An 18,292-nucleotide genomic window follows, 5' to 3' on the forward strand; every position below is an offset into this window, starting at 1 on the left:
GGTACTCCGGTTTAGATAACCCGAGTATGGTCTTAAGCGGTTGTTACGCAATGGGGTTAGGCGTCACCGTTAGCACTTGTGGTTAGATGTAATAGCCTTGCTTAATTAGTATGGCCTTAACCGTCTTTATGCACGGCACTTTGCCCTCATAGCGCTCCGGGTGATCACGCATGTGGTCCCTCACTTTGCCGACCCGGTAGCACTGATGCACCGCCATCAGCGCCGCGTGTAGTGAGACGTTCTTCAATGCTTCGATCACCAGACCCTCAATGTCCCGTGTACGGTCTTGGCGGGCCTTGGCCGGGTTGGGCACCATGTCGAGGTAGGCGAGTACACGCGCTGCATGTTCTGGTGGCATGTACAACTTCACAGCGTTGTCAGTTGCTCCAGTGCTACCGGGCGTGAGGTCGAGAAAGCTCATAACCGAAACCCCTGCATCTGGCGTTGCCTATAACCGTTGTGACACTTCACACCAGACGGTTGCCATGGTTCGTCCCGGTATCGCGGCCAAAGGTCGAGCAGAGTCCTGATTCTTGTAATTACCATGTCGTTCATACCTCAAATCGCCAGCGTGGCTTAGCGGCACCCACTTTCTAGCTGTTTCAGCACCATGGCCGTCAATTTGCCCTGCCCAGTTTTTGCACGTCTCCTACAGCCTCACAGGAGGTGCAATACCTCGACGATGTAGCGCCTGCTGACACCGGCGTAGGCGACCGAGGTAATCAGGGTACGAGCCATGCCGTTGACCATGGTCAATGGCCCAAGCTCGCCACTCCACAAAAGTGAGGCGGCCAGCCTTGATGAAATCGAGCATCAGTGTGTCCTGCATTTTCAAGGCCCTCTGAAACCATCAAAAAATGCGGTTTTTGACCCCTTCCGTGACCCCGGCTGTAACCCCCATGCACCAAACCGCTCTATTCCGGGGCTTAAACAGCGGACTAAATGTCCGTTTCATGGTTAAAAAGGGCGCGTATCCATGGCGCCAGCACATGGTTTAGGTGATCCGCCGCACCAATCGTTAATTTGCGGATTCTCTACTTCTGTATGTCCACCATAGATATATGATGATCGTCAGCTATTGACAAAAGCCGTTCAACGAGTTCGGCAAATGATTCACCCTCATGCAGCATGGCGCGCAATCTATTAAAAATAGGCTCGGGCAATAAAGTATGGAAATCCCGGTAACCAGCTGCTAATTGGCGGCGCATGTAATCGCGCTGCGCAATTAAGTGAGCAGACGGTTTCTTTGGAAGCACCGCCAGTACATGGCTGCCACTCGCCAGCATCCGATCCAAGTCCGGGCCATCTACCATCTCGCGAACGTACATGCGCGGCGCAACATATTTTGGTTTTTTCACAGTCGTCTCCTTTTATCACAAGGGGTAAATACCCCCCGCATATAGGTGGGTGCCCCTACGGGGCACACCCGCCCGCCTATAATTGTTTTATAGGGCAATATAGGTCTGAAACTTTCCCGCCTATAATGTCTAAAACCCTTGTGGTTACTGGGTTGGCGCCCTTTTGCCACTTGTGCGTTATAGGCGGCTATAGGTGGCCGCTCGTTATCACCTATATAGGCGGGAAAACGGCCCCACCTATAATGCGAATAATTCTCAAAGCAAGGCATTTCGTTCTTCCTCCGTCGCTTTTATTGGGGGTTCTCTGGCTGGTATCTGGACGTTCTGCCCTTGCGCTTTGTAGACCACGGCTATATCGAATGTAATTTCATTGAATGCTTCTATGCCGGTCTTGGTTATCTCTGAATTCTTTGTGATGAAACCCCGGCTCTGTAGAGCCACAAGCGTTTCAGAGATAGTCGGCTGGGATACGCCACACAATGCTGCCAGTGCCGTTTGGGTTTCGCCGGGTTTGTTGAGTATCCGCGCCAGCAAGGTACGCAAATAAGAGTGGCGTTTCCCTGCGCCGAGTTCGGGGTATTTCCTGTAAAACGCTTTCTCCCGCGCATCCCGTTGGTCTTCACCAGCCATGACCATGCAAACCGCCGTCACGTCTTCAAGTACGTCTGCCGAGTCCGCTTCTTGGCGGATCACGTACACTTTCGGCTTCAAGGTAAGCGGTTTAGGTAGAGGCGCGCTGCGCAACTTTTCCCATGTCATTGTGAGTAGATCCGTTTCCTTGTTGTACTCACACAGCACACTTGAATCGGCGTTACAGCGGATGGCATAGGAGCCGCGCTCGCGCTGTTTGGCGGTGTGCCCATTGTGGTGTATCACATACACCGTGGCGTCGCCGCGCAGTTCGTCAAAGCAGTTCAGGATATTGCGCATGTCGCTGGCCGAGTCTTCATCCAGCCCGCCACAGTTGCGGTTGAGGGTGTCGATGATGATCGCAGAAAGTGCTACGGGCATATCGGCGATGGATGCCTTGATGCCTTGTATGACTTCTGGATTCGACAGGTCGTAACCGCCGTGGGTGATATAGACCGCCACACTGTTCGGGTTTATGTCGTATTCGAGGCAGGCCGCTTCGACCATATCGACAATGCCTTCGTCGTCTTCGGCGGCAATGATCAGCACACCGCCACCACCGTTTTCTATCAGGCTGTCATGCCAAAACGGGCGACACTCTATCGAAACGCCAAGGCCCACTAAGGCTGTGCTTTTATAAGCGCCAGACGCGCCGAAGAGGATATTGATCGTGCCACGCCGGAACCGGCCTTTTACTTGCCAGCGATTAGGCTTGCGGTTTTTGCGCCGCTCGGCAAAAGAAGCGATGTAATACTCGTCGCGATTTGGGGGCGAACCGGGATCTTTTTCCTTCGGCGCGTAATGCTTGTTAATTGTGGTTTCCAGATACTTCTGGTCGCGCTCGCGACTAGCCTTGCCATGCTGGTATTTCGACAAAAACAAAAGGGCTTCAGCAGGTGAATATTTCAGCCTGTACAGCGTCAAGGCATAGGCGTTATCCAAGCCACTACCGCTATCGTCTTTCACCCATGCAGGCGCCTTGCCTTCCAGCAACAACTTTAAGTCAGGGTCGAACTGCTGATGGGTGGCGTACCGTGTGGCGAGGCTCAGTTCATTAATACCGCTGAAGTCGAAGTCGAGTTTGGGCGTGGTAGCCTTGACCTTATCCATGGCCGTTTTCAGCAGTCCCGCCAAGAGCGCCAAGGCGGCTTCGTCGAGACTGCTCATAACCCTACCCCCTGCTGGTTGCCCGTCATGGTAATAAACGTCGGCTCACAGCCGGTGTAGATTTCGATGTGGTCGCAACCTGGGACTTTAATGTGGCCGGCGTTGGCGTAATTGGCGGCCCACTCTTCGGGCGCCCATGCGAAGGCATGCAGGCCCATGCCGGAAGGTGAAATTTCCCAATAGGTTTTAATCTGGTTCACCAGCGGAAAAGCTTTAAGCGCTTGTTCGACCTTGGCCGGGTCATCCAGCAACACTTTCACCCGTTCTCCTTTTTCGTTAACTTTCTCCGTATAAGTGCCGACGATCTTATCCACGTCGATGGCAATTAGACGCTGACCGTTTAGAGTGGACGTGCTGCTGATAAACAGACCGACGCCAGCCAGCAGCTGAGGGTTCACCTCAAATAAAGCCTGCGCCCTGTCGAACTTCATCCAGCTGGCTGAATCCCCCCATTCCATGTTGCGCAGAGTGCCGTCGCTATACAGTTGTTGCGGCGCCTTGCTCTTGCAGTACGGCGCCCAGATAGGAAGTTCGGTCACGTCTTTGAAAACTTCGTTGATGGTCATATAACCCCCGTATTGCCTATTACTTGCCGAGGGTTTATATTGACCTCGGTGCGTTCATCACCAACCCCTAAAACCCTCGGTCAACGCCTTCTGATCGAGGGTTTTTTATTTAGCCTTAAACTGAGCTTTTATTGAGTACAACTCGCTTTCGCTGAAGTGATGCCTATAACTTGTATCGGTTAACAAAAGGCTCCACGCCACGCCCGTTTCGGTCGCGCCGTGCTTCTTAAAATACTGCTTGTTCATGATCGTGTTCTCCTTAGATTAACTCCCGAACAGTCTGCGATTCCAGAAAGGCGTCCAAGTCTTTCCGCCAATAAAAGACTTTGGAACCCACTTTTATATACGGGATGGGAAAGCGTTTTTCACAGCGCCACACGTTTAAAGTGTTTTCACTGATGCCGATATAGGCGGCGGCTTCCTTATGGTGGAGACGTTCGTTTTGCATGGCCTTAACCTCACCTTACGGAACCTGCCGGGTATTCCAGTAGGTCAATGAGTTAATAATAAGCGCAATAAAACAGGCAACAAGAGTGGCATAACGCTACTCCTGTATTACAGTGATACAGGAATGTCGCATGAAGAACGGCAAACCATTGAAAGTTCTACTTTTACCGTTGGTCGGCACGCGGAAACAGCGGCTGAATGGTTAATTCGTTTAAACTAAATCTAAATAATGGCCCAATGTTATTAGTGCAATAACTGTTTGAAAGCTAAAGCATACTGTTAAAAAAGGCCCTCTTAAGGGCCTTTGTTTTAATTAAGCTTAAATAGTGGCACCACGTTGTCAGTGGCTTCTATAAAATTAGCCGCCGCCTGCCAGCCAGCGCGCAATTGCGGCTCCAGTTTCTTGATGTAATTTTTATCATCGGTGTCGCCTTTTTTGCCACGGTTCATGATCCGTTTGTAAACGTGAATGGTCACTAACTCACTGGCGACTGACGCGAACACGGCACGCAGGTTTTTAGGGGTAAACGTTAAGCCAGTAATGGCCGACAGTTCATGCGCCAGTGCGTTGGCTTGTGCGGGTATGACGTTGAACAAACGATCACCGGGGGCTTTGCCTTCGGCTTGCCGTTGCACGATTGCCAGCGCCTGATCGGCAAGCAGCAACGTGTGATCGGTGCGGGTCTTGGTATCCCTTAATAGCACCTTGCCCGCTGCCAGATCGCAGTCGGCCACCGGCACCTGAAGCGGTTCGCTTGGGCGACACCCCGTCAACAACAAAAACCTCAAGTAGTCTGCTGTGGGTGACTGCATCGCGCTTAACGCCCGCCAGAACGGCCCGAGGTTTTTCAGCAACTCCGTTACAGGGGTATCGTCGGCGGCTCGCGTCTTGGGGATCACCACGCGCCCTGCCTTGGCTGTTTTCAGGCTGAACGGACTGTCCTTGACCTCGACACCGTAAAAATTCAAAACGGCCTTTAACACCTGCATCGCATACGCTGACTGGCGCTCGCCGCGCTGCGCTTTATTGTCCGTGTTCACGGCCTTGATGTCGGCGGCGCTGATTTCATGGATGGGCTTTTTCGCCAGTTTGCGCAGCAGTCCGCCCTTGGTGGGTTTGCCCTGTGCGGTCACCCGGCTGGGTTTGACCATCGCCAGATAATCAGCCTTGGTGCGTGCCTTAAGCGGCAGCTTGTCGTCTTCACGGGTCTGCTGTTCAACGTACTCGGCCACGGCTTTCGCCAAGGTCATCGGCTCCACCTTGCTGGCGCGATCTTCCACGTTCGGGTTCACGCCAATGGCCAGTTGGGCGATTTTTTCCTTGGCTTTCTTGCGGGCGACTTCCGGGGTGATCGCCGGGTATTTGCCGATAGTCACCCGCGTGGGTTTGCCACCGGCTACGCGGGCAAACACACTGAAAGTTTTGGCGCCGCTGGCAGTCACCCGTACCTGCAAACCGGGTTGCCGTTCGTCGTAATAAACATCGCGCTGTTTGCCTTCAGGTAGCGGCAAACTATCCAACGCGGCTCTGGTGAAGCTGAATGTGGTGTCCATCGTCTGGCCTCCGGGGTTACGCCGGGGTGATAATTTCAGTGTAACCCCGGTAATTTCAGTGTAACCCCATTAAGCATAAGCGCTTATCACATATAGATTTATTAAGGGCTATCTATCCAGCTTAAACAGTATTTCCCCGGACTTGATGTCCGGTTTTTTTATGTCTGAAAATCAACTGCTTACACCCTAGACGCGGAACAAAAACATTCTTATTCCGATTAATTTTCATATAAGTTTCAATAACTTAGGTTTGACACTCTTACATACGCGGCTCAAACTCAGCCTCATAGACAGCTACTTAGGGCAGGACCCCATCATGAAAGGCGACGTTACAGTCATCCAGCATCTCAACAAGATCCTTGCCAATGAGCTGGTCGCGATCAATCAATACTTTTTGCATGCCCGCATGTATGAAGATTGGGGCCTGAACAAGCTTGGCAAGCACGAGTACCACGAATCCATCGACGAGATGAAGCACGCGGACAAGCTGATCAAGCGCATCCTGTTCCTTGAAGGCCTGCCGAACGTCCAGGACCTGGGCAAGCTGCAGATTGGCGAACACACCAAGGAAATGCTTGAGTGTGACCTGCGCATCGAACGCATCGGTCATGCCGATCTGAAAGTCGCTATTGCTCATTGCGAAACGGTCGGTGACTTCGGTAGCCGGGAACTGCTCGAAGACATTCTTGAGTCCGAAGAAGAACATATCGACTGGCTGGAAACCCAACTGGGCCTGATCGATAAAGTCGGTCTTGAGAACTATCTGCAATCGCAGATGGGCGAAGACGAGTAAGTTAGCGCCCTCTAAACTCGAGACACTAAAAAGCCCCGCGCTCTTTTAAAGAGGCGGGGCTTTTTTATGCCCCTGCAGGAGCATGGCTTGCCAGCGATGAACGATGACGCGGTGTTACTGATGTACCGCGTCATCGTTCATCGCGAGCAAGCTTTGCTCCTACAGATACCGGATCAGGCTTCGGTCTTGTTGGCAGCAGCCGCTTCAACAGCAGCTTTGATCGTGGTCTGCAACGAACCGTCAGCAGCCATCTCGGTCATGATGTCGCTACCGCCGACCAGCTCACCACCGACCCACAGTTGCGGGAAGGTTGGCCAGTTGGCGTATTTTGGCAGGTTGGCGCGGATTTCCGGGTTCTGCAGGATGTCCACGTACGCAAACTTTTCACCACATGCCATCACGGCCTGCGCGGCTTTCGCGGAGAAGCCACACTGCGGGGCATTCGGCGAACCTTTCATGTAAAGCAGAATGGTGTTGTTAGCAATCTGCTCTTTAATCGTTTCGATGATATCCATGGAGCACCTCGGCTGAACTTTCCGACTCAGAGGTCGGCACGGTGGCGCATTGTAACGGAAAGCCGAGCGCCATGCTCGGTCTCCCCGACAGACACGATCACGCCGCCGCGACCGTCACCGGGACGCCGTTCAACGCTGCATTCCCCGACAACTCATCAAGCTGACACTCGTCAGTCAGGTCGTTGGCACTGGAGCCCGGCTGGCTACTGGCAATCGTCATCTGTACACCGGGCCTCGCATGCCCCCAGCCGTGCGGCAGGCTGACTACGCCTCTCATCATGTCCAGGGTGGCGAGCACTTCCACTTCGATCATGCCAACCCGAGAACTCACCCGTACACGCTGGCCGTTGTTGAGCCCACGACTGGCCAGATCGTCCGGGTGCATCAGCAACTGATGACGCGGCTTGCCTTTCACCAGTCGGTGATAGTTGTGCATCCACGAGTTGTTGCTGCGCACATGACGGCGGCCAATCATCAGTAACTGATCAGCAGCCGGCGCCTCTAGAGCGGCGAAGCGCGCAAGGTCGGCAAGGATCGCCGGCGGCGCTGCCTGCACTCGCTGATTGGCGGTTTTCAGGCGTGGCGTGAGGTTGGGTTTCAGTGCACCCAAGTCGACACCATGAGGATGATCGAACAAGGTTGTCAGCGAGAGTTTATGTTCCGAAGCGTCGCCATATAGCCCCATCCGCAAGCCAAGGTCGATCATTTGCGCCGGAGCGATGGTCGGCTTCAATTCCTTGCCAGTCCTGGCGGCAAACGCATTGGCAAGGCCGACGAAGATCTCCCAGTCATGCAGAGCGCCTTCAGGCTTGGCCAGAATCGCCCTGTTGAATCGCGTCACGTTACGCACCGCGAACATGTTGAACGTCGTATCGTAGTGATCGTTTTCCAGCGCCGAAGTCGACGGCAGAATCAGGTCGGCGTAGCGCGTGGTTTCATTGATGTACAGATCGATACTGACCATGAACTCCAGGCCATCCAGCGCCTGCTCCAGTTGCCGGCCATTGGGTGTCGAGAGCACCGGATTACCGGCGACAGTGATCAGGGCACGGACCTGCCCCTCCCCTTCGGTGAGCATTTCTTCGGCCAAGGCGGACACCGGCAACTCACCGCCGTACTCTGGGCGACCGGACACACGGCTTTGCCAGCGATTGAAATGCCCGCCCGAGGTGGACGCCACGAGGTCCACCGCCGGTTCGGTGCACAGCGCGCCACCAACCCGATCAAGGTTGCCAGTGACCAGATTGATCAGTTGCACCAGCCAATGGCAGAGCGTACCGAACGCTTGGGTCGAAACGCCCATGCGGCCGTAACACACCGCTGTCGGCGCCGCCGCAAAATCCCGGGCCAGTTGGCGGATCTGTTCTGCCGGCACCGCGCACAACGGGCTCATGGCTTCGGCGGTGAAGGTAGCGATGGCCTGACGCACATCATCCAGGCCATCCACCGGCAAATGACTGTCACGGGTCAGATTTTCAGCAAACAAGGTATTGAGCAGCCCGAACAACAGGGCCGCATCGCCACCGGGCCGCACGAACAGATGCTGGTCGGCCATCGCGGCAGTTTCGCTGCGGCGCGGGTCGACCACCACCACTTTGCCACCCCGGGCCTGAATCGCCTTCAAGCGTTTTTCCACATCCGGCACGGTCATGATGCTGCCGTTGGAAGCCAGCGGGTTACCGCCCAGGATCAGCATGAAATCGGTGTGATCGATATCCGGAATCGGCAACAACAACCCATGGCCATACATCAAATGGCTGGTCAGGTGATGCGGCAACTGGTCGACCGACGTCGCGGAAAAACGGTTACGGGTTTTCAGCAGGCCGAGGAAATAATTACTGTGGGTCATCAACCCGTAGTTGTGCACACTGGGGTTGCCTTGGTACACCGCCACAGCGTTCTGCCCGTGACGCTCCTGAATCGCCGCGAGGCGTTCGGCCACGAGGTTGAAGGCGTCTTCCCAAGCGATAGGCTGCCATTCGCTGCCCACTCGCAGCATCGGCTGACGCAGACGATCCGGATCGTTCTGAATATCTTGCAGGGCCACCGCTTTGGGGCAGATGTGCCCGCGGCTGAACGTATCCAGAGCATCGCCCTTGATCGAGGTGATTTGCACAGCGCCATCGACCTCGGAGGTTTCTATGGTCAAGCCGCAAATTGCCTCACACAGGTGGCAGGCTCGGTGATGGAGAGTCTTGGTCATGGCCAGTCTCTGTCTTGTTCTGGGCGGGCAATATCGGCCGCGGGAACAAAACTATGGCGCCAGACCCGCTCCTGCGCCAGCGACGTTCGTCTTGTGAATCGGCGACCATCAGGCCAGCCGATGGCCACGCGTACTCAGTGACACACCAGCCGGGAGCCGACCGAATGGCAGGTCAGAAACAGACCGCCACTGAACCCTCCCCGGCCTGTTTGATTGCAAAGCCCCGCAGCCCCGGTGTACAAATGAGCGGCTGCCGTAAGGAAAAAGACTTCAAAAGCGCTACAGCGATTCGACCGTAGCCCCTCTGAAACTCCCTGAAAAACGTAGCCCTATTGGTAAGACGCGACATTTAATTATAAGATCGCGCCTTCCCCTATTTCGTCGCCCCGTGCGGCTTACGCCGCAGGTCTCGCCCGTTGTTCCGTCAAACAAGGCTTTGAGCATCTGCGGTTTGTAGCAAAAAGGTAGTCAATGATGAGCGCAAGGCACTTTCTCTCCCTGATGGATTGCACGCCCGAAGAGCTGGTCAGCGTGATCCGTCGAGGCGTTGAGCTCAAGGACCTGCGTAACCGCGGCGTACTGTTCGAGCCTCTGAAAAACCGCGTCCTGGGGATGATTTTCGAGAAGTCCTCGACCCGCACCCGGATCTCCTTCGAAGCCGGCATGATCCAGCTCGGCGGCCAGGCGATCTTCCTTTCGCCGCGCGACACGCAACTGGGCCGTGGCGAGCCGATCGGTGACTGCGCGATCGTCATGTCTAGCATGCTCGATGCGGTGATGATCCGAACCTTTGCCCACAGCACCCTGACCGAATTCGCCGCCAACTCCCGCGTGCCCGTGATCAATGGCCTGTCCGACGACCTGCATCCGTGCCAATTGCTGGCCGACATGCAAACCTTCCTCGAACATCGCGGTTCGATCCAGGGCAAGACCGTGGCCTGGATCGGCGACGGCAACAACATGTGCAACAGCTATATAGAAGCGGCGATCCAGTTCGACTTCCAGCTACGCGTTGCCTGCCCTGAAGGCTATGAACCCAACCCTGAGTTCGTGGCCAAGGCCGGCGATCGGGTGACCATCGTCCGCGATCCAAAGGACGCCGTGCACGGCGCCCACCTGGTGAGCACCGATGTCTGGACCTCCATGGGCCAGGAAGAAGAAACCGCCAAACGCTTGAAGCTGTTCGCGCCCTACCAGGTCAATCGCGCCCTGCTCGACCTCGCCGCAGACGATGTGCTCTTCATGCACTGCCTGCCGGCCCACCGCGGCGAAGAGATCAGCGTCGATCTGCTCGACGACAAACGCTCCGTGGCCTGGGATCAAGCCGAAAACCGTCTTCATGCACAAAAGGCCCTGCTCGAGTTTCTCGTTGAACCGGCGTATCACCACGCATGAGCCAGCCATTACTGCTTAACCTGCGCAATCTCGCCTGCGGCTATCAAGACCAGCGGGTCGTGCAGAACCTCAACCTGCATTTAAATGCCGGTGATATCGGCTGCCTGCTGGGTTCTTCGGGTTGCGGCAAGACCACTACGTTGCGGGCGATTGCCGGTTTTGAACCGGTGCATGAAGGTGAAATCACGCTGGCGGGCGAGACGCTTTCGCGCGCCGGCTTCACCCTCGCCCCGGAGAAGCGCCGGATCGGCATGGTGTTCCAGGACTACGCGTTGTTTCCGCATTTGAGCGTGGCCGACAACATCGCCTTCGGGATCCGCAAGCACCCGCAAAAGGATCGCGTAACCGAAGAGCTGCTGGAACTGGTCAACCTGAAAAATCTCGGCAAGCGCTTCCCGCATGAGCTGTCCGGCGGTCAGCAGCAGCGTGTTGCCTTGGCCCGTGCTTTGGCGCCGGAACCGCAACTGCTGCTGCTCGACGAACCGTTCTCCAACCTCGATGGCGAACTGCGGCGCAAGCTCAGCCATGAAGTGCGCGACATTCTCAAGGCCCGTGGCACCAGCGCGATTCTGGTAACCCACGACCAGGAAGAAGCCTTCGCGGTCAGCGATCATGTCGGCGTGTTCAAGGAAGGTCGCCTGGAACAATGGGACACGCCCTACAACCTGTATCACGAACCGCTGACACCGTTTGTAGCCAGCTTCATCGGCCAGGGTTATTTCATCCGTGGCCAGTTGAGCAGCCCGGAGTCGGTGCAGACCGAACTGGGTGAGTTGCGCGGCAATCGTGCCTACACTTGGCCGGTCGGTAGTGCGGTGGATGTGTTGCTGCGTCCGGACGATATCGTTTATGCGCCAGACAGTGCATTGAAGGCGCGGATTGTCGGCAAGTCGTTCCAGGGCGCATCGACGTTGTACCGGTTGCAGATCCCGACCGGGGCGCAGCTGGAATCGATTTTCCCGAGTCATGTAGATCGGCAGGTCGGTGCTGACGTCGGTATTCGTGTGGCGGCTGAACACCTGGTGTTGTTTCAGGCGTCCGGCAGCACAGCCGCGCAGATTCCAGCAGTCGAGTCCGGTGTGCGCCGCTACAGCACCGCCAACTGACTCCCCGCTTCTGTAGAAGCAAAGCTTGCTCGCGATAGCATCGCCGCGGTTTAGCTGACGCATCGCGTCATCGTTCATCGCGAGCAAGCTTTGCTCCTACAAAGATCAGCGTCAATCGAGGATCAGCGTTCCGCTCGCAACGAGCGACGCACTCCCGTCAATCTTTACCCGCCTCTGATTCACGCGCGGCCGATGTCGGCGAACTTGGCCTGAGTGTGTTCCGCCAAAACTGCCGGCGCCAACTCGACTTCCAGGCCACGCCGACCGGCACTGACAAAAATGCTGGCAAAAGGCTGAGCCGAATTATCGATAAAGGTGCGCAAACGCTTTTTCTGCCCCAGCGGACTAATGCCGCCCAACAAATAACCGGTGGATCGTTGCGCAGAGGCCGGATCGGCCATTTCGACTTTTTTCACGCCCGCTGCATGAGCCAGATGCTTCAAATCCAGACTCCCGCCAACCGGTACCACCGCCACCAGCAACTCACCTTTTTCGCTGGCCGCCAGCAAGGTCTTGAACACCTGCGCCGGGTCGAGCCCCAACTTCTCTGCTGCCTCCAATCCATAGGACGCGGCCTTGGGATCATGTTCGTAACTGTGCACACGATGTTCGGCTCGAACTTTTTTCAACAAATCCAATGCGGGGGTCATGACAGCTCCAGACTGGGCGGCAGTAGAAAAATACTGCGCTGGATTCTAGGTCATTGACTCGCAAAAGGCTCTATTGCGCCCCTGTTTTCAAGGGCCGGCGGCATCTTTTACCGTCCGTCGGCGCACAAAGCACCGCGCGAACAACGCGATCACTCACATGACTAATAGTTGGATTGTGACTGACGGTTCACTTTCGACCTTTGACAGCCGTGTTTCTTGTCTATATTTTTTCGAATCTGAATATGTAAGAAAAGCCTTACAGCAGCATCCAGCAGTAATCCAAGACCAGGATGGGGATCCTGCCTTGGTGAAAATCGCGCTTCGACCATGATGAAAAAAGCGCCAGACAAGAAAAACAATTGAGGTTTTCAATGACAACTGCTTTACAACAACCGTCGCTCTCGAGCCAATGCATGGCTGAGTTTCTGGGGACTGCGCTGCTAATCTTTTTTGGTACTGGCTGTGTTGCCGCGCTCAAGGTCGCGGGCGCCAGCTTTGGCTTGTGGGAAATCAGCATCATCTGGGGCGTCGGCGTGAGCATGGCGATCTACCTGACCGCCGGAGTTTCCGGCGCGCACCTCAACCCTGCTGTCAGCATCGCCCTGAGCATTTTCGCTGACTTCGAAAAACGTAAATTGCCGTTTTATATTCTCGCCCAAGTGGCGGGCGCCTTCTGCGGCGCACTTTTGGTTTACACGCTGTACAGCAATCTGTTCTTCGATTTCGAACAAATCCACCATATGGTTCGTGGCACCCAGGCAAGTCTGGAATTGGCGTCGGTATTCTCGACCTTCCCCAACCCGGCCCTGACCACAGCCCAGGCGTTCCTGGTGGAAGTGATCATCACCGCGATCCTGATGGGCGTGATCATGTCCCTGACCGATGACAACAACGGTCTGCCCAACGGGCCAATGGCGCCACTGCTGATCGGTCTGCTGATTGCGGTGATCGGCAGTTCGATGGGCCCGCTGACCGGTTTCGCGATGAACCCGGCGCGTGATTTCGGTCCGAAGCTGATGACTTTCTTCGCGGGCTGGGGTGAAATTTCCTTCACCGGCGGGCGTGATATCCCGTACTTCCTGATTCCTGTTTTTGCACCGATAGTCGGTGCCTGCCTCGGTGCTGCCGCTTATCGCGGGCTGATTGCCCGTCATCTGCCTGGCGCCACACCTGCTACAAAGGACGTAACACCGGCCATTGACGGCAAACCAAGAACTTCTTGATACCGTAGGCGCGTGATCCTGCCCTGTGGTCCGCGCCTGACTTCACTCCCTTATTTCGTCCAAGGCAATCGACATGACCGACACTCAGAATAAGAACTACATCATTGCCCTCGATCAGGGTACGACCAGCTCCCGCGCGATCATTTTCGACCGCGACGCGAATGTGGTCAGCACCGCCCAGCGCGAATTCGCACAGCATTACCCGCAAGCCGGCTGGGTTGAACATGACCCGATGGAAATCTTCGCCACCCAAAGCGCCGTGATGGTCGAGGCCTTGGCGCAAGCCGGCCTGCATCACGACCAGGTCGCGGCCATCGGCATCACCAACCAGCGCGAAACCACCGTGGTCTGGGACAAAACCACCGGCCGCCCGATCTACAACGCGATCGTCTGGCAGTGCCGCCGCAGCACCGAGATCTGCCAGCAGCTCAAGCGCGACGGACACGAGCAATACATCAGCGACACCACCGGCCTGGTCACCGACCCGTACTTCTCCGGCACCAAGCTCAAGTGGATCCTCGACAACGTCGAAGGCAGCCGCGAGCGTGCGCGCAACGGCGAAATTCTGTTCGGCACCGTCGACAGCTGGCTGATCTGGAAATTTACCGGCGGCAAAGTCCACGTCACCGACTACACCAACGCCTCGCGCACCCTGCTCTTCAACATCCACACCCTGGAGTGGGACGCGAAGATGCTGAAGGTGTTGGATATCCCGCGCGAAATGCTGCCGCAAGTGAAGTCCTCCTCGGAAATCTACGGCCACACCAAAAGCGGCATCGCCATCGGCGGTATCGCCGGCGACCAGCAAGCCGCCCTGTTCGGCCAGATGTGCGTCGAGCCCGGCCAAGCGAAAAACACCTATGGCACCGGCTGCTTCCTGTTGATGAACACCGGCGACAAAGCGGTCAAGTCCAAGCACGGCATGTTGACCACTATCGCGTGCGGCCCGCGCGGCGAAGTGGCCTACGCCCTCGAAGGCGCCGTGTTCAACGGCGGCTCCACGGTTCAATGGCTGCGTGATGAACTGAAGATCATCAACGACGCCCATGACACCGAATACTTCGCCAACAAGGTCAAGGACAGCAACGGCGTGTACCTGGTGCCGGCCTTCACCGGACTGGGCGCGCCGTACTGGGACCCGTACGCCCGTGGCGCGCTGTTCGGCCTGACTCGAGGCGTACGCGTGGATCACATCATTCGTGCTGCGCTGGAGTCGATTGCCTACCAGACCCGCGACGTACTCGACGCTATGCAACAGGACTCCGGCGAACGCCTCAAAGCCCTGCGCGTGGATGGCGGTGCCGTTGCGAACAACTTCCTGATGCAGTTCCAGGCCGACATCCTCGGCACTCGGGTCGAGCGTCCGCAAATGCGAGAAACCACCGCACTGGGTGCCGCGTACCTGGCTGGCCTGGCGTGCGGTTTCTGGGGCAGCCTGGAAGAACTGCGCGGCAAGGCCGTGATCGAGCGCGAATTCGAACCGACCCTGGACGAAGCCGCGAAGGAAAAACTCTACGCCGGCTGGAAAAAAGCCGTCAGCCGCACCCGCGACTGGGAACCGCATGAAGGCGCTGAATAAGCCAACAACAGGTTGCGAATAGGGTTGTAACTGGTCGGGAGCAGATTCCTGCGGCATCATGGGCAAATTTTGCACGGCAGCCCAAAGGAAGCCCCATGAATCTGCCTCCCCGTCAGCAGCAAATCCTCGAACTGGTTCGCGAACGCGGCTACGTCAGTATCGAAGAAATGGCCACGCTGTTCGTCGTTACACCGCAGACCATCCGCCGCGATATCAATCAGCTCGCGGAAGCTAATTTACTGCGTCGCTACCACGGCGGCGCCGCTTACGACTCCAGTGTCGAAAACACCGCGTACGCCATGCGCGCCGACCAGATGCGCGATGAAAAACAGCGTATCGGCGAAGCCATTGCCGCACAGATCCCCGATCACGCCTCGCTGTTCATCAATATCGGTACCACCACCGAGTCGATCGCCCGGGCGCTGCTCAATCACAATCACCTGAAAATCATCACCAACAACCTGCACGTCGCCTCCATGCTCAGCGCCAAGGACGACTTCGACGTTCTGCTGACCGGTGGCAACGTGCGACGCGACGGTGGTGTGGTCGGTCAGGCGAGCGTCGACTTTATCAACCAGTTCAAAGTCGACTTTGCGCTGGTGGGCATCAGCGGCATCGATGAAGACGGCAGCCTGCTGGATTTCGATTATCAGGAAGTACGGGTGTCCCAAGCGATCATAGCCAATGCCCGGCAAGTGATTCTGGCGGCGGACTCCAGCAAATTCGGGCGCAACGCCATGATTCGTTTGGGGCCGATCAGCCTCATCGATTGCCTGGTCACTGATCAGCAACCTGTGCCGGCACTGGCGCAGTTGTTGAGTCAGCACAAGATTCGGTTGGAAGTTGTTTAACACCGAAGGCGGTTAGACAACCCGTAGGAGCACGACTTGCCGGCGATGGCGTCCTCAAGCACGTCATCGCCGGCAAGCCGTGCTCCTACAGATATCGCTGCACCCCCTCTCTCTTTATTCTTCTAATGTTCGATAATTTTCCTTTAACCGCCCTTCGATGAGTTTTTTTAATCGAAGTTAACTGGCTGTGGGCATCTTTATGGGCTACCATTTTCGCAAATGAACATAAATGTTCGAATTCAAATACATAAAATAAGCACCGAGGCCCGCCGATGCCCACTTCCACCTTGCGTACGCCCCCTCTCGCTGAGGTTTACGATATCGCCGTCATCGGTGGCGGGATCAATGGCGTGGGGATCGCAGCAGATGCCGCCGGTCGCGGCCTGTCGGTGTTCCTTTGTGAAAAAGATGACTTGGCCAGCCACACGTCCTCAGCCAGCAGCAAGCTGATCCACGGTGGTCTGCGCTACCTCGAACATTACGAATTCCGCCTGGTGCGCGAAGCCCTCGCCGAGCGCGAAGTGCTATTGGCCAAGGCACCGCACATCGTCAAGCAGATGCGTTTCGTGCTGCCACATCGTCCGCACCTGCGTCCTGCGTGGATGATCCGCGCCGGCCTGTTTCTGTATGACAACCTCGGCAAGCGGGAAAAACTCGCAGGCTCGAAAAGCCTCAAGTTCGGCCCGAACAGCGCGCTGAAAAGCGAAATCACCAAAGGCTTCGAATACTCCGATTGCTGGGTCGATGACGCGCGCCTTGTCGTCTTGAATGCCATGGCTGCTCGCGAAAAAGGCGCCCATGTTCACACCCAGACCCGTTGCGTCAGCGCGCGTCGCTCCAAGGGTTTGTGGCACCTGAACCTGGAACGCGCCGATGGCAGCCTGTTTTCGATCCGCGCCAAGGCATTGGTGAATGCGGCCGGTCCGTGGGTCGCCAAGTTCATTCGTGACGACCTCAAGATGGAATCGCCGTACGGCATTCGCCTGATCCAGGGCAGCCACCTGATCGTGCCGAAACTGTATGAAGGCGAACACGCACACATTCTGCAAAACGAAGATCAGCGTATTGTCTTCACTATTCCGTACCTGAACCACTTCACCCTGATCGGCACCACCGACCGTGAGTACACCGGCGATCCGGCTGCAGTTGCGATCACCGACGGCGAAACCGATTACCTGTTGAACGTGGTCAATGCCCACTTCAAGAAGCAGATCAGCCGCGACGACATCCTGCACAGCTATTCCGGCGTTCGCCCGCTGTGCAACGACGAGTCCGACAACCCGTCGGCCGTCACGCGCGACTACACCCTGGCGTTATCGGGCACCGGTGAAGAAGCGCCATTGCTGTCGGTGTTCGGCGGCAAGCTCACCACTTACCGCAAACTGGCCGAATCGGCGCTGACGCAACTGGCGCCGTACTTCACCCAGATGAAGCCAAGCTGGACCGCCAGCGCCACACTGCCGGGCGGCGAGGACATGACCACCCCGCAAGCCTTGTGTGCCTTGATCCGCGACAAGTTCGACTGGGTGCCAACCGAAATCGCTCGCCGCTGGGCCACCACCTACGGCAGCCGCACCTGGCGCATGCTCGAAGGCGTGCAAAACCTCAATGATATGGGTGAACACATCGGCGGCGGGCTCTACACCCGAGAAGTCGATTACCTGTGCAGCGATGAATGGGCGACCACCGCGCACGATGTGTTGTGGCGTCGCAGCAAGCTCGGGTTGTTCACCACTGCAGCAGAACAGCAAAAGCTGGCGGACTACCTGAGCAAGGTTGAACAGAACCGCAGCAAGATCGAAGCGGCCTGATCGGGCATCCGGTTAAAGCAAAGCCCCTGAATCGCAAGATCCAGGGGCTTTTTGCATGCTGCCAGACACCACTCCCCCCTGCAGGAGCCGGGCTTGCCCGCGATGAGGCCCGTTCAGCCACCATTAATGCTGGCTGCTATACCGCCATCGCGGGCAAGCCCGGCTCCTACAGTCGTACGTGCATGGCAATACATTCGGTTTTCCGAACAAGACCCGCCAGTCGATTCGGATAACCGGATTATTCCTTGCGAAAAATACCGCAATAAATATTTAATACCCTTATAAATCAACAAGTTGAGCTGTTAGGCCTGGCCTGGCACGAGTCATGCTCTACACTCTTTGACGAACACCCTTCGCGGCATCCCTTCAGGGACCGCCGGGCATTCGAAGCACAAAAGGGCCGATAAACTGGCTCCATAAAAAAAACAATGTCGAGGAAAATTT

General features: G+C 56.4%; 17 protein-coding genes. 7 read left to right on the plus strand and 10 right to left on the minus strand.

What is annotated here, in order from left to right:
* Window positions 1-82: 82 nt before the first annotated feature.
* The 7 genes from ACA048_RS23255 to ACA048_RS23285 form a co-directional block, all read right to left on the minus strand.
* Complete coding sequence (locus ACA048_RS23255) at window positions 83-421, minus strand: hypothetical protein (protein WP_497626462.1); 339 nt, start codon at window positions 419-421, stop codon at window positions 83-85.
* A gap of 613 nt (window positions 422-1,034) precedes the next feature.
* Entirely contained in the window at window positions 1,035-1,358 is a 324-nt protein-coding gene (locus tag ACA048_RS23260) for a DUF7557 family protein (RefSeq protein WP_497626463.1), read from the minus strand.
* A 255-nt stretch (window positions 1,359-1,613) separates the two neighbouring features.
* Window positions 1,614-3,155 (minus strand): AAA family ATPase, encoded by a 1,542-nt coding sequence (locus ACA048_RS23265; protein WP_497626464.1) that lies wholly within the window; start codon window positions 3,153-3,155, stop codon window positions 1,614-1,616.
* Window positions 3,152-3,721, minus strand: coding sequence for a hypothetical protein (locus tag ACA048_RS23270; RefSeq protein WP_497626465.1), 570 nt, complete (start codon window positions 3,719-3,721; stop codon window positions 3,152-3,154). Before ACA048_RS23270 ends, ACA048_RS23265 begins: the two co-directional genes overlap by 4 nt.
* Window positions 3,722-3,826: 105 nt before the next feature.
* Window positions 3,827-3,967, minus strand: a complete 141-nt coding sequence (locus ACA048_RS23275) for a hypothetical protein (protein WP_497626466.1) — start codon at window positions 3,965-3,967, stop codon at window positions 3,827-3,829.
* A gap of 13 nt (window positions 3,968-3,980) precedes the next feature.
* Complete coding sequence (locus ACA048_RS23280; protein ID WP_497626467.1) at window positions 3,981-4,169, minus strand: helix-turn-helix transcriptional regulator; 189 nt, start codon at window positions 4,167-4,169, stop codon at window positions 3,981-3,983.
* A gap of 308 nt (window positions 4,170-4,477) precedes the next feature.
* Window positions 4,478-5,722 carry a tyrosine-type recombinase/integrase gene (locus tag ACA048_RS23285; RefSeq protein ID WP_497626468.1) on the minus strand — a complete coding sequence of 415 codons (1,245 nt, stop codon included), beginning with the start codon at window positions 5,720-5,722 and terminating at the stop codon, window positions 4,478-4,480.
* Window positions 5,723-6,038: 316 nt separating this feature from the next.
* On the opposite strand from ACA048_RS23285, the gene bfr reads away from it, so the two are divergent.
* Window positions 6,039-6,515 (plus strand): bacterioferritin, encoded by a 477-nt coding sequence (gene bfr, locus ACA048_RS23290; protein WP_497626469.1) that lies wholly within the window; start codon window positions 6,039-6,041, stop codon window positions 6,513-6,515.
* Between the two features lie 173 nt (window positions 6,516-6,688).
* Here bfr and grxD read toward each other — a convergent pair whose 3' ends face one another.
* Together grxD and ACA048_RS23300 are read right to left on the minus strand one after the other, a co-directional pair.
* Complete coding sequence (gene grxD / locus ACA048_RS23295) at window positions 6,689-7,030, minus strand: Grx4 family monothiol glutaredoxin (protein WP_007943565.1); 342 nt, start codon at window positions 7,028-7,030, stop codon at window positions 6,689-6,691.
* A 97-nt stretch (window positions 7,031-7,127) separates the two neighbouring features.
* Window positions 7,128-9,233 (minus strand): molybdopterin oxidoreductase family protein, encoded by a 2,106-nt coding sequence (locus tag ACA048_RS23300; RefSeq protein ID WP_497626470.1) that lies wholly within the window; start codon window positions 9,231-9,233, stop codon window positions 7,128-7,130.
* Between the two features lie 474 nt (window positions 9,234-9,707).
* Here ACA048_RS23300 and argF point away from each other — a divergent pair, with 474 nt between their 5' ends.
* Window positions 9,708-10,628, plus strand: coding sequence for an ornithine carbamoyltransferase (gene argF / locus ACA048_RS23305; protein WP_497626471.1), 921 nt, complete (start codon window positions 9,708-9,710; stop codon window positions 10,626-10,628).
* A complete protein-coding gene (locus ACA048_RS23310) occupies window positions 10,625-11,734 on the plus strand; it encodes an ABC transporter ATP-binding protein (protein WP_497626472.1) in 1,110 nt (369 codons plus the stop codon). The genes argF and ACA048_RS23310 overlap by 4 nt, the downstream gene beginning before the upstream one ends.
* Window positions 11,735-11,913: 179 nt before the next feature.
* Here the strand turns inward: ACA048_RS23310 and ybaK are convergent, their stop codons facing one another.
* Window positions 11,914-12,384 carry a Cys-tRNA(Pro) deacylase gene (ybaK, locus tag ACA048_RS23315; RefSeq protein ID WP_497626473.1) on the minus strand — a complete coding sequence of 157 codons (471 nt, stop codon included), beginning with the start codon at window positions 12,382-12,384 and terminating at the stop codon, window positions 11,914-11,916.
* Between the two features lie 371 nt (window positions 12,385-12,755).
* Between ybaK and ACA048_RS23320 the strand changes: the two genes are divergently transcribed.
* From ACA048_RS23320 to glpD, 4 genes are all read left to right on the plus strand, one after another.
* Entirely contained in the window at window positions 12,756-13,607 is an 852-nt protein-coding gene (locus tag ACA048_RS23320; RefSeq protein ID WP_497626474.1) for an MIP/aquaporin family protein, read from the plus strand.
* Window positions 13,608-13,680: 73 nt separating this feature from the next.
* Complete coding sequence (glpK, locus tag ACA048_RS23325) at window positions 13,681-15,186, plus strand: glycerol kinase GlpK (RefSeq protein WP_497626475.1); 1,506 nt, start codon at window positions 13,681-13,683, stop codon at window positions 15,184-15,186.
* 95 nt (window positions 15,187-15,281) lie between these two features.
* Complete coding sequence (locus ACA048_RS23330; RefSeq protein WP_007916700.1) at window positions 15,282-16,037, plus strand: DeoR/GlpR family transcriptional regulator; 756 nt, start codon at window positions 15,282-15,284, stop codon at window positions 16,035-16,037.
* A 272-nt stretch (window positions 16,038-16,309) separates the two neighbouring features.
* Window positions 16,310-17,848, plus strand: coding sequence for a glycerol-3-phosphate dehydrogenase (glpD, locus tag ACA048_RS23335; protein ID WP_497626476.1), 1,539 nt, complete (start codon window positions 16,310-16,312; stop codon window positions 17,846-17,848).
* Window positions 17,849-18,292 lie beyond the last annotated feature (444 nt).

This window comes from Pseudomonas sp. LBUM1659, assembly GCF_059716045.1.

Bases quoted from the DNA above. Each gene is read 5' to 3' on its own strand.
- ACA048_RS23255 (WP_497626462.1), bottom strand. From the start codon at position 421: ATGAGCTTTCTCGACCTCACGCCCGGTAGCACTGGAGCAACTGACAAC.
- ACA048_RS23265 (WP_497626464.1), bottom strand. From the start codon at position 3,155: ATGAGCAGTCTCGACGAAGCCGCCTTGGCGCTCTTGGCGGGACTGCTG.
- ACA048_RS23270 (WP_497626465.1), bottom strand. From the start codon at position 3,721: ATGACCATCAACGAAGTTTTCAAAGACGTGACCGAACTTCCTATCTGG.
- ACA048_RS23275 (WP_497626466.1), bottom strand. From the start codon at position 3,967: ATGAACAAGCAGTATTTTAAGAAGCACGGCGCGACCGAAACGGGCGTG.
- ACA048_RS23280 (WP_497626467.1), bottom strand. From the start codon at position 4,169: ATGCAAAACGAACGTCTCCACCATAAGGAAGCCGCCGCCTATATCGGC.
- ACA048_RS23285 (WP_497626468.1), bottom strand. From the start codon at position 5,722: ATGGACACCACATTCAGCTTCACCAGAGCCGCGTTGGATAGTTTGCCG.
- bfr (WP_497626469.1), top strand. From the start codon at position 6,039: ATGAAAGGCGACGTTACAGTCATCCAGCATCTCAACAAGATCCTTGCC.
- grxD (WP_007943565.1), bottom strand. From the start codon at position 7,030: ATGGATATCATCGAAACGATTAAAGAGCAGATTGCTAACAACACCATT.
- ACA048_RS23300 (WP_497626470.1), bottom strand. From the start codon at position 9,233: ATGACCAAGACTCTCCATCACCGAGCCTGCCACCTGTGTGAGGCAATT.
- argF (WP_497626471.1), top strand. From the start codon at position 9,708: ATGAGCGCAAGGCACTTTCTCTCCCTGATGGATTGCACGCCCGAAGAG.
- ACA048_RS23310 (WP_497626472.1), top strand. From the start codon at position 10,625: ATGAGCCAGCCATTACTGCTTAACCTGCGCAATCTCGCCTGCGGCTAT.
- ybaK (WP_497626473.1), bottom strand. From the start codon at position 12,384: ATGACCCCCGCATTGGATTTGTTGAAAAAAGTTCGAGCCGAACATCGT.
- ACA048_RS23320 (WP_497626474.1), top strand. From the start codon at position 12,756: ATGACAACTGCTTTACAACAACCGTCGCTCTCGAGCCAATGCATGGCT.
- glpK (WP_497626475.1), top strand. From the start codon at position 13,681: ATGACCGACACTCAGAATAAGAACTACATCATTGCCCTCGATCAGGGT.
- ACA048_RS23330 (WP_007916700.1), top strand. From the start codon at position 15,282: ATGAATCTGCCTCCCCGTCAGCAGCAAATCCTCGAACTGGTTCGCGAA.
- glpD (WP_497626476.1), top strand. From the start codon at position 16,310: ATGCCCACTTCCACCTTGCGTACGCCCCCTCTCGCTGAGGTTTACGAT.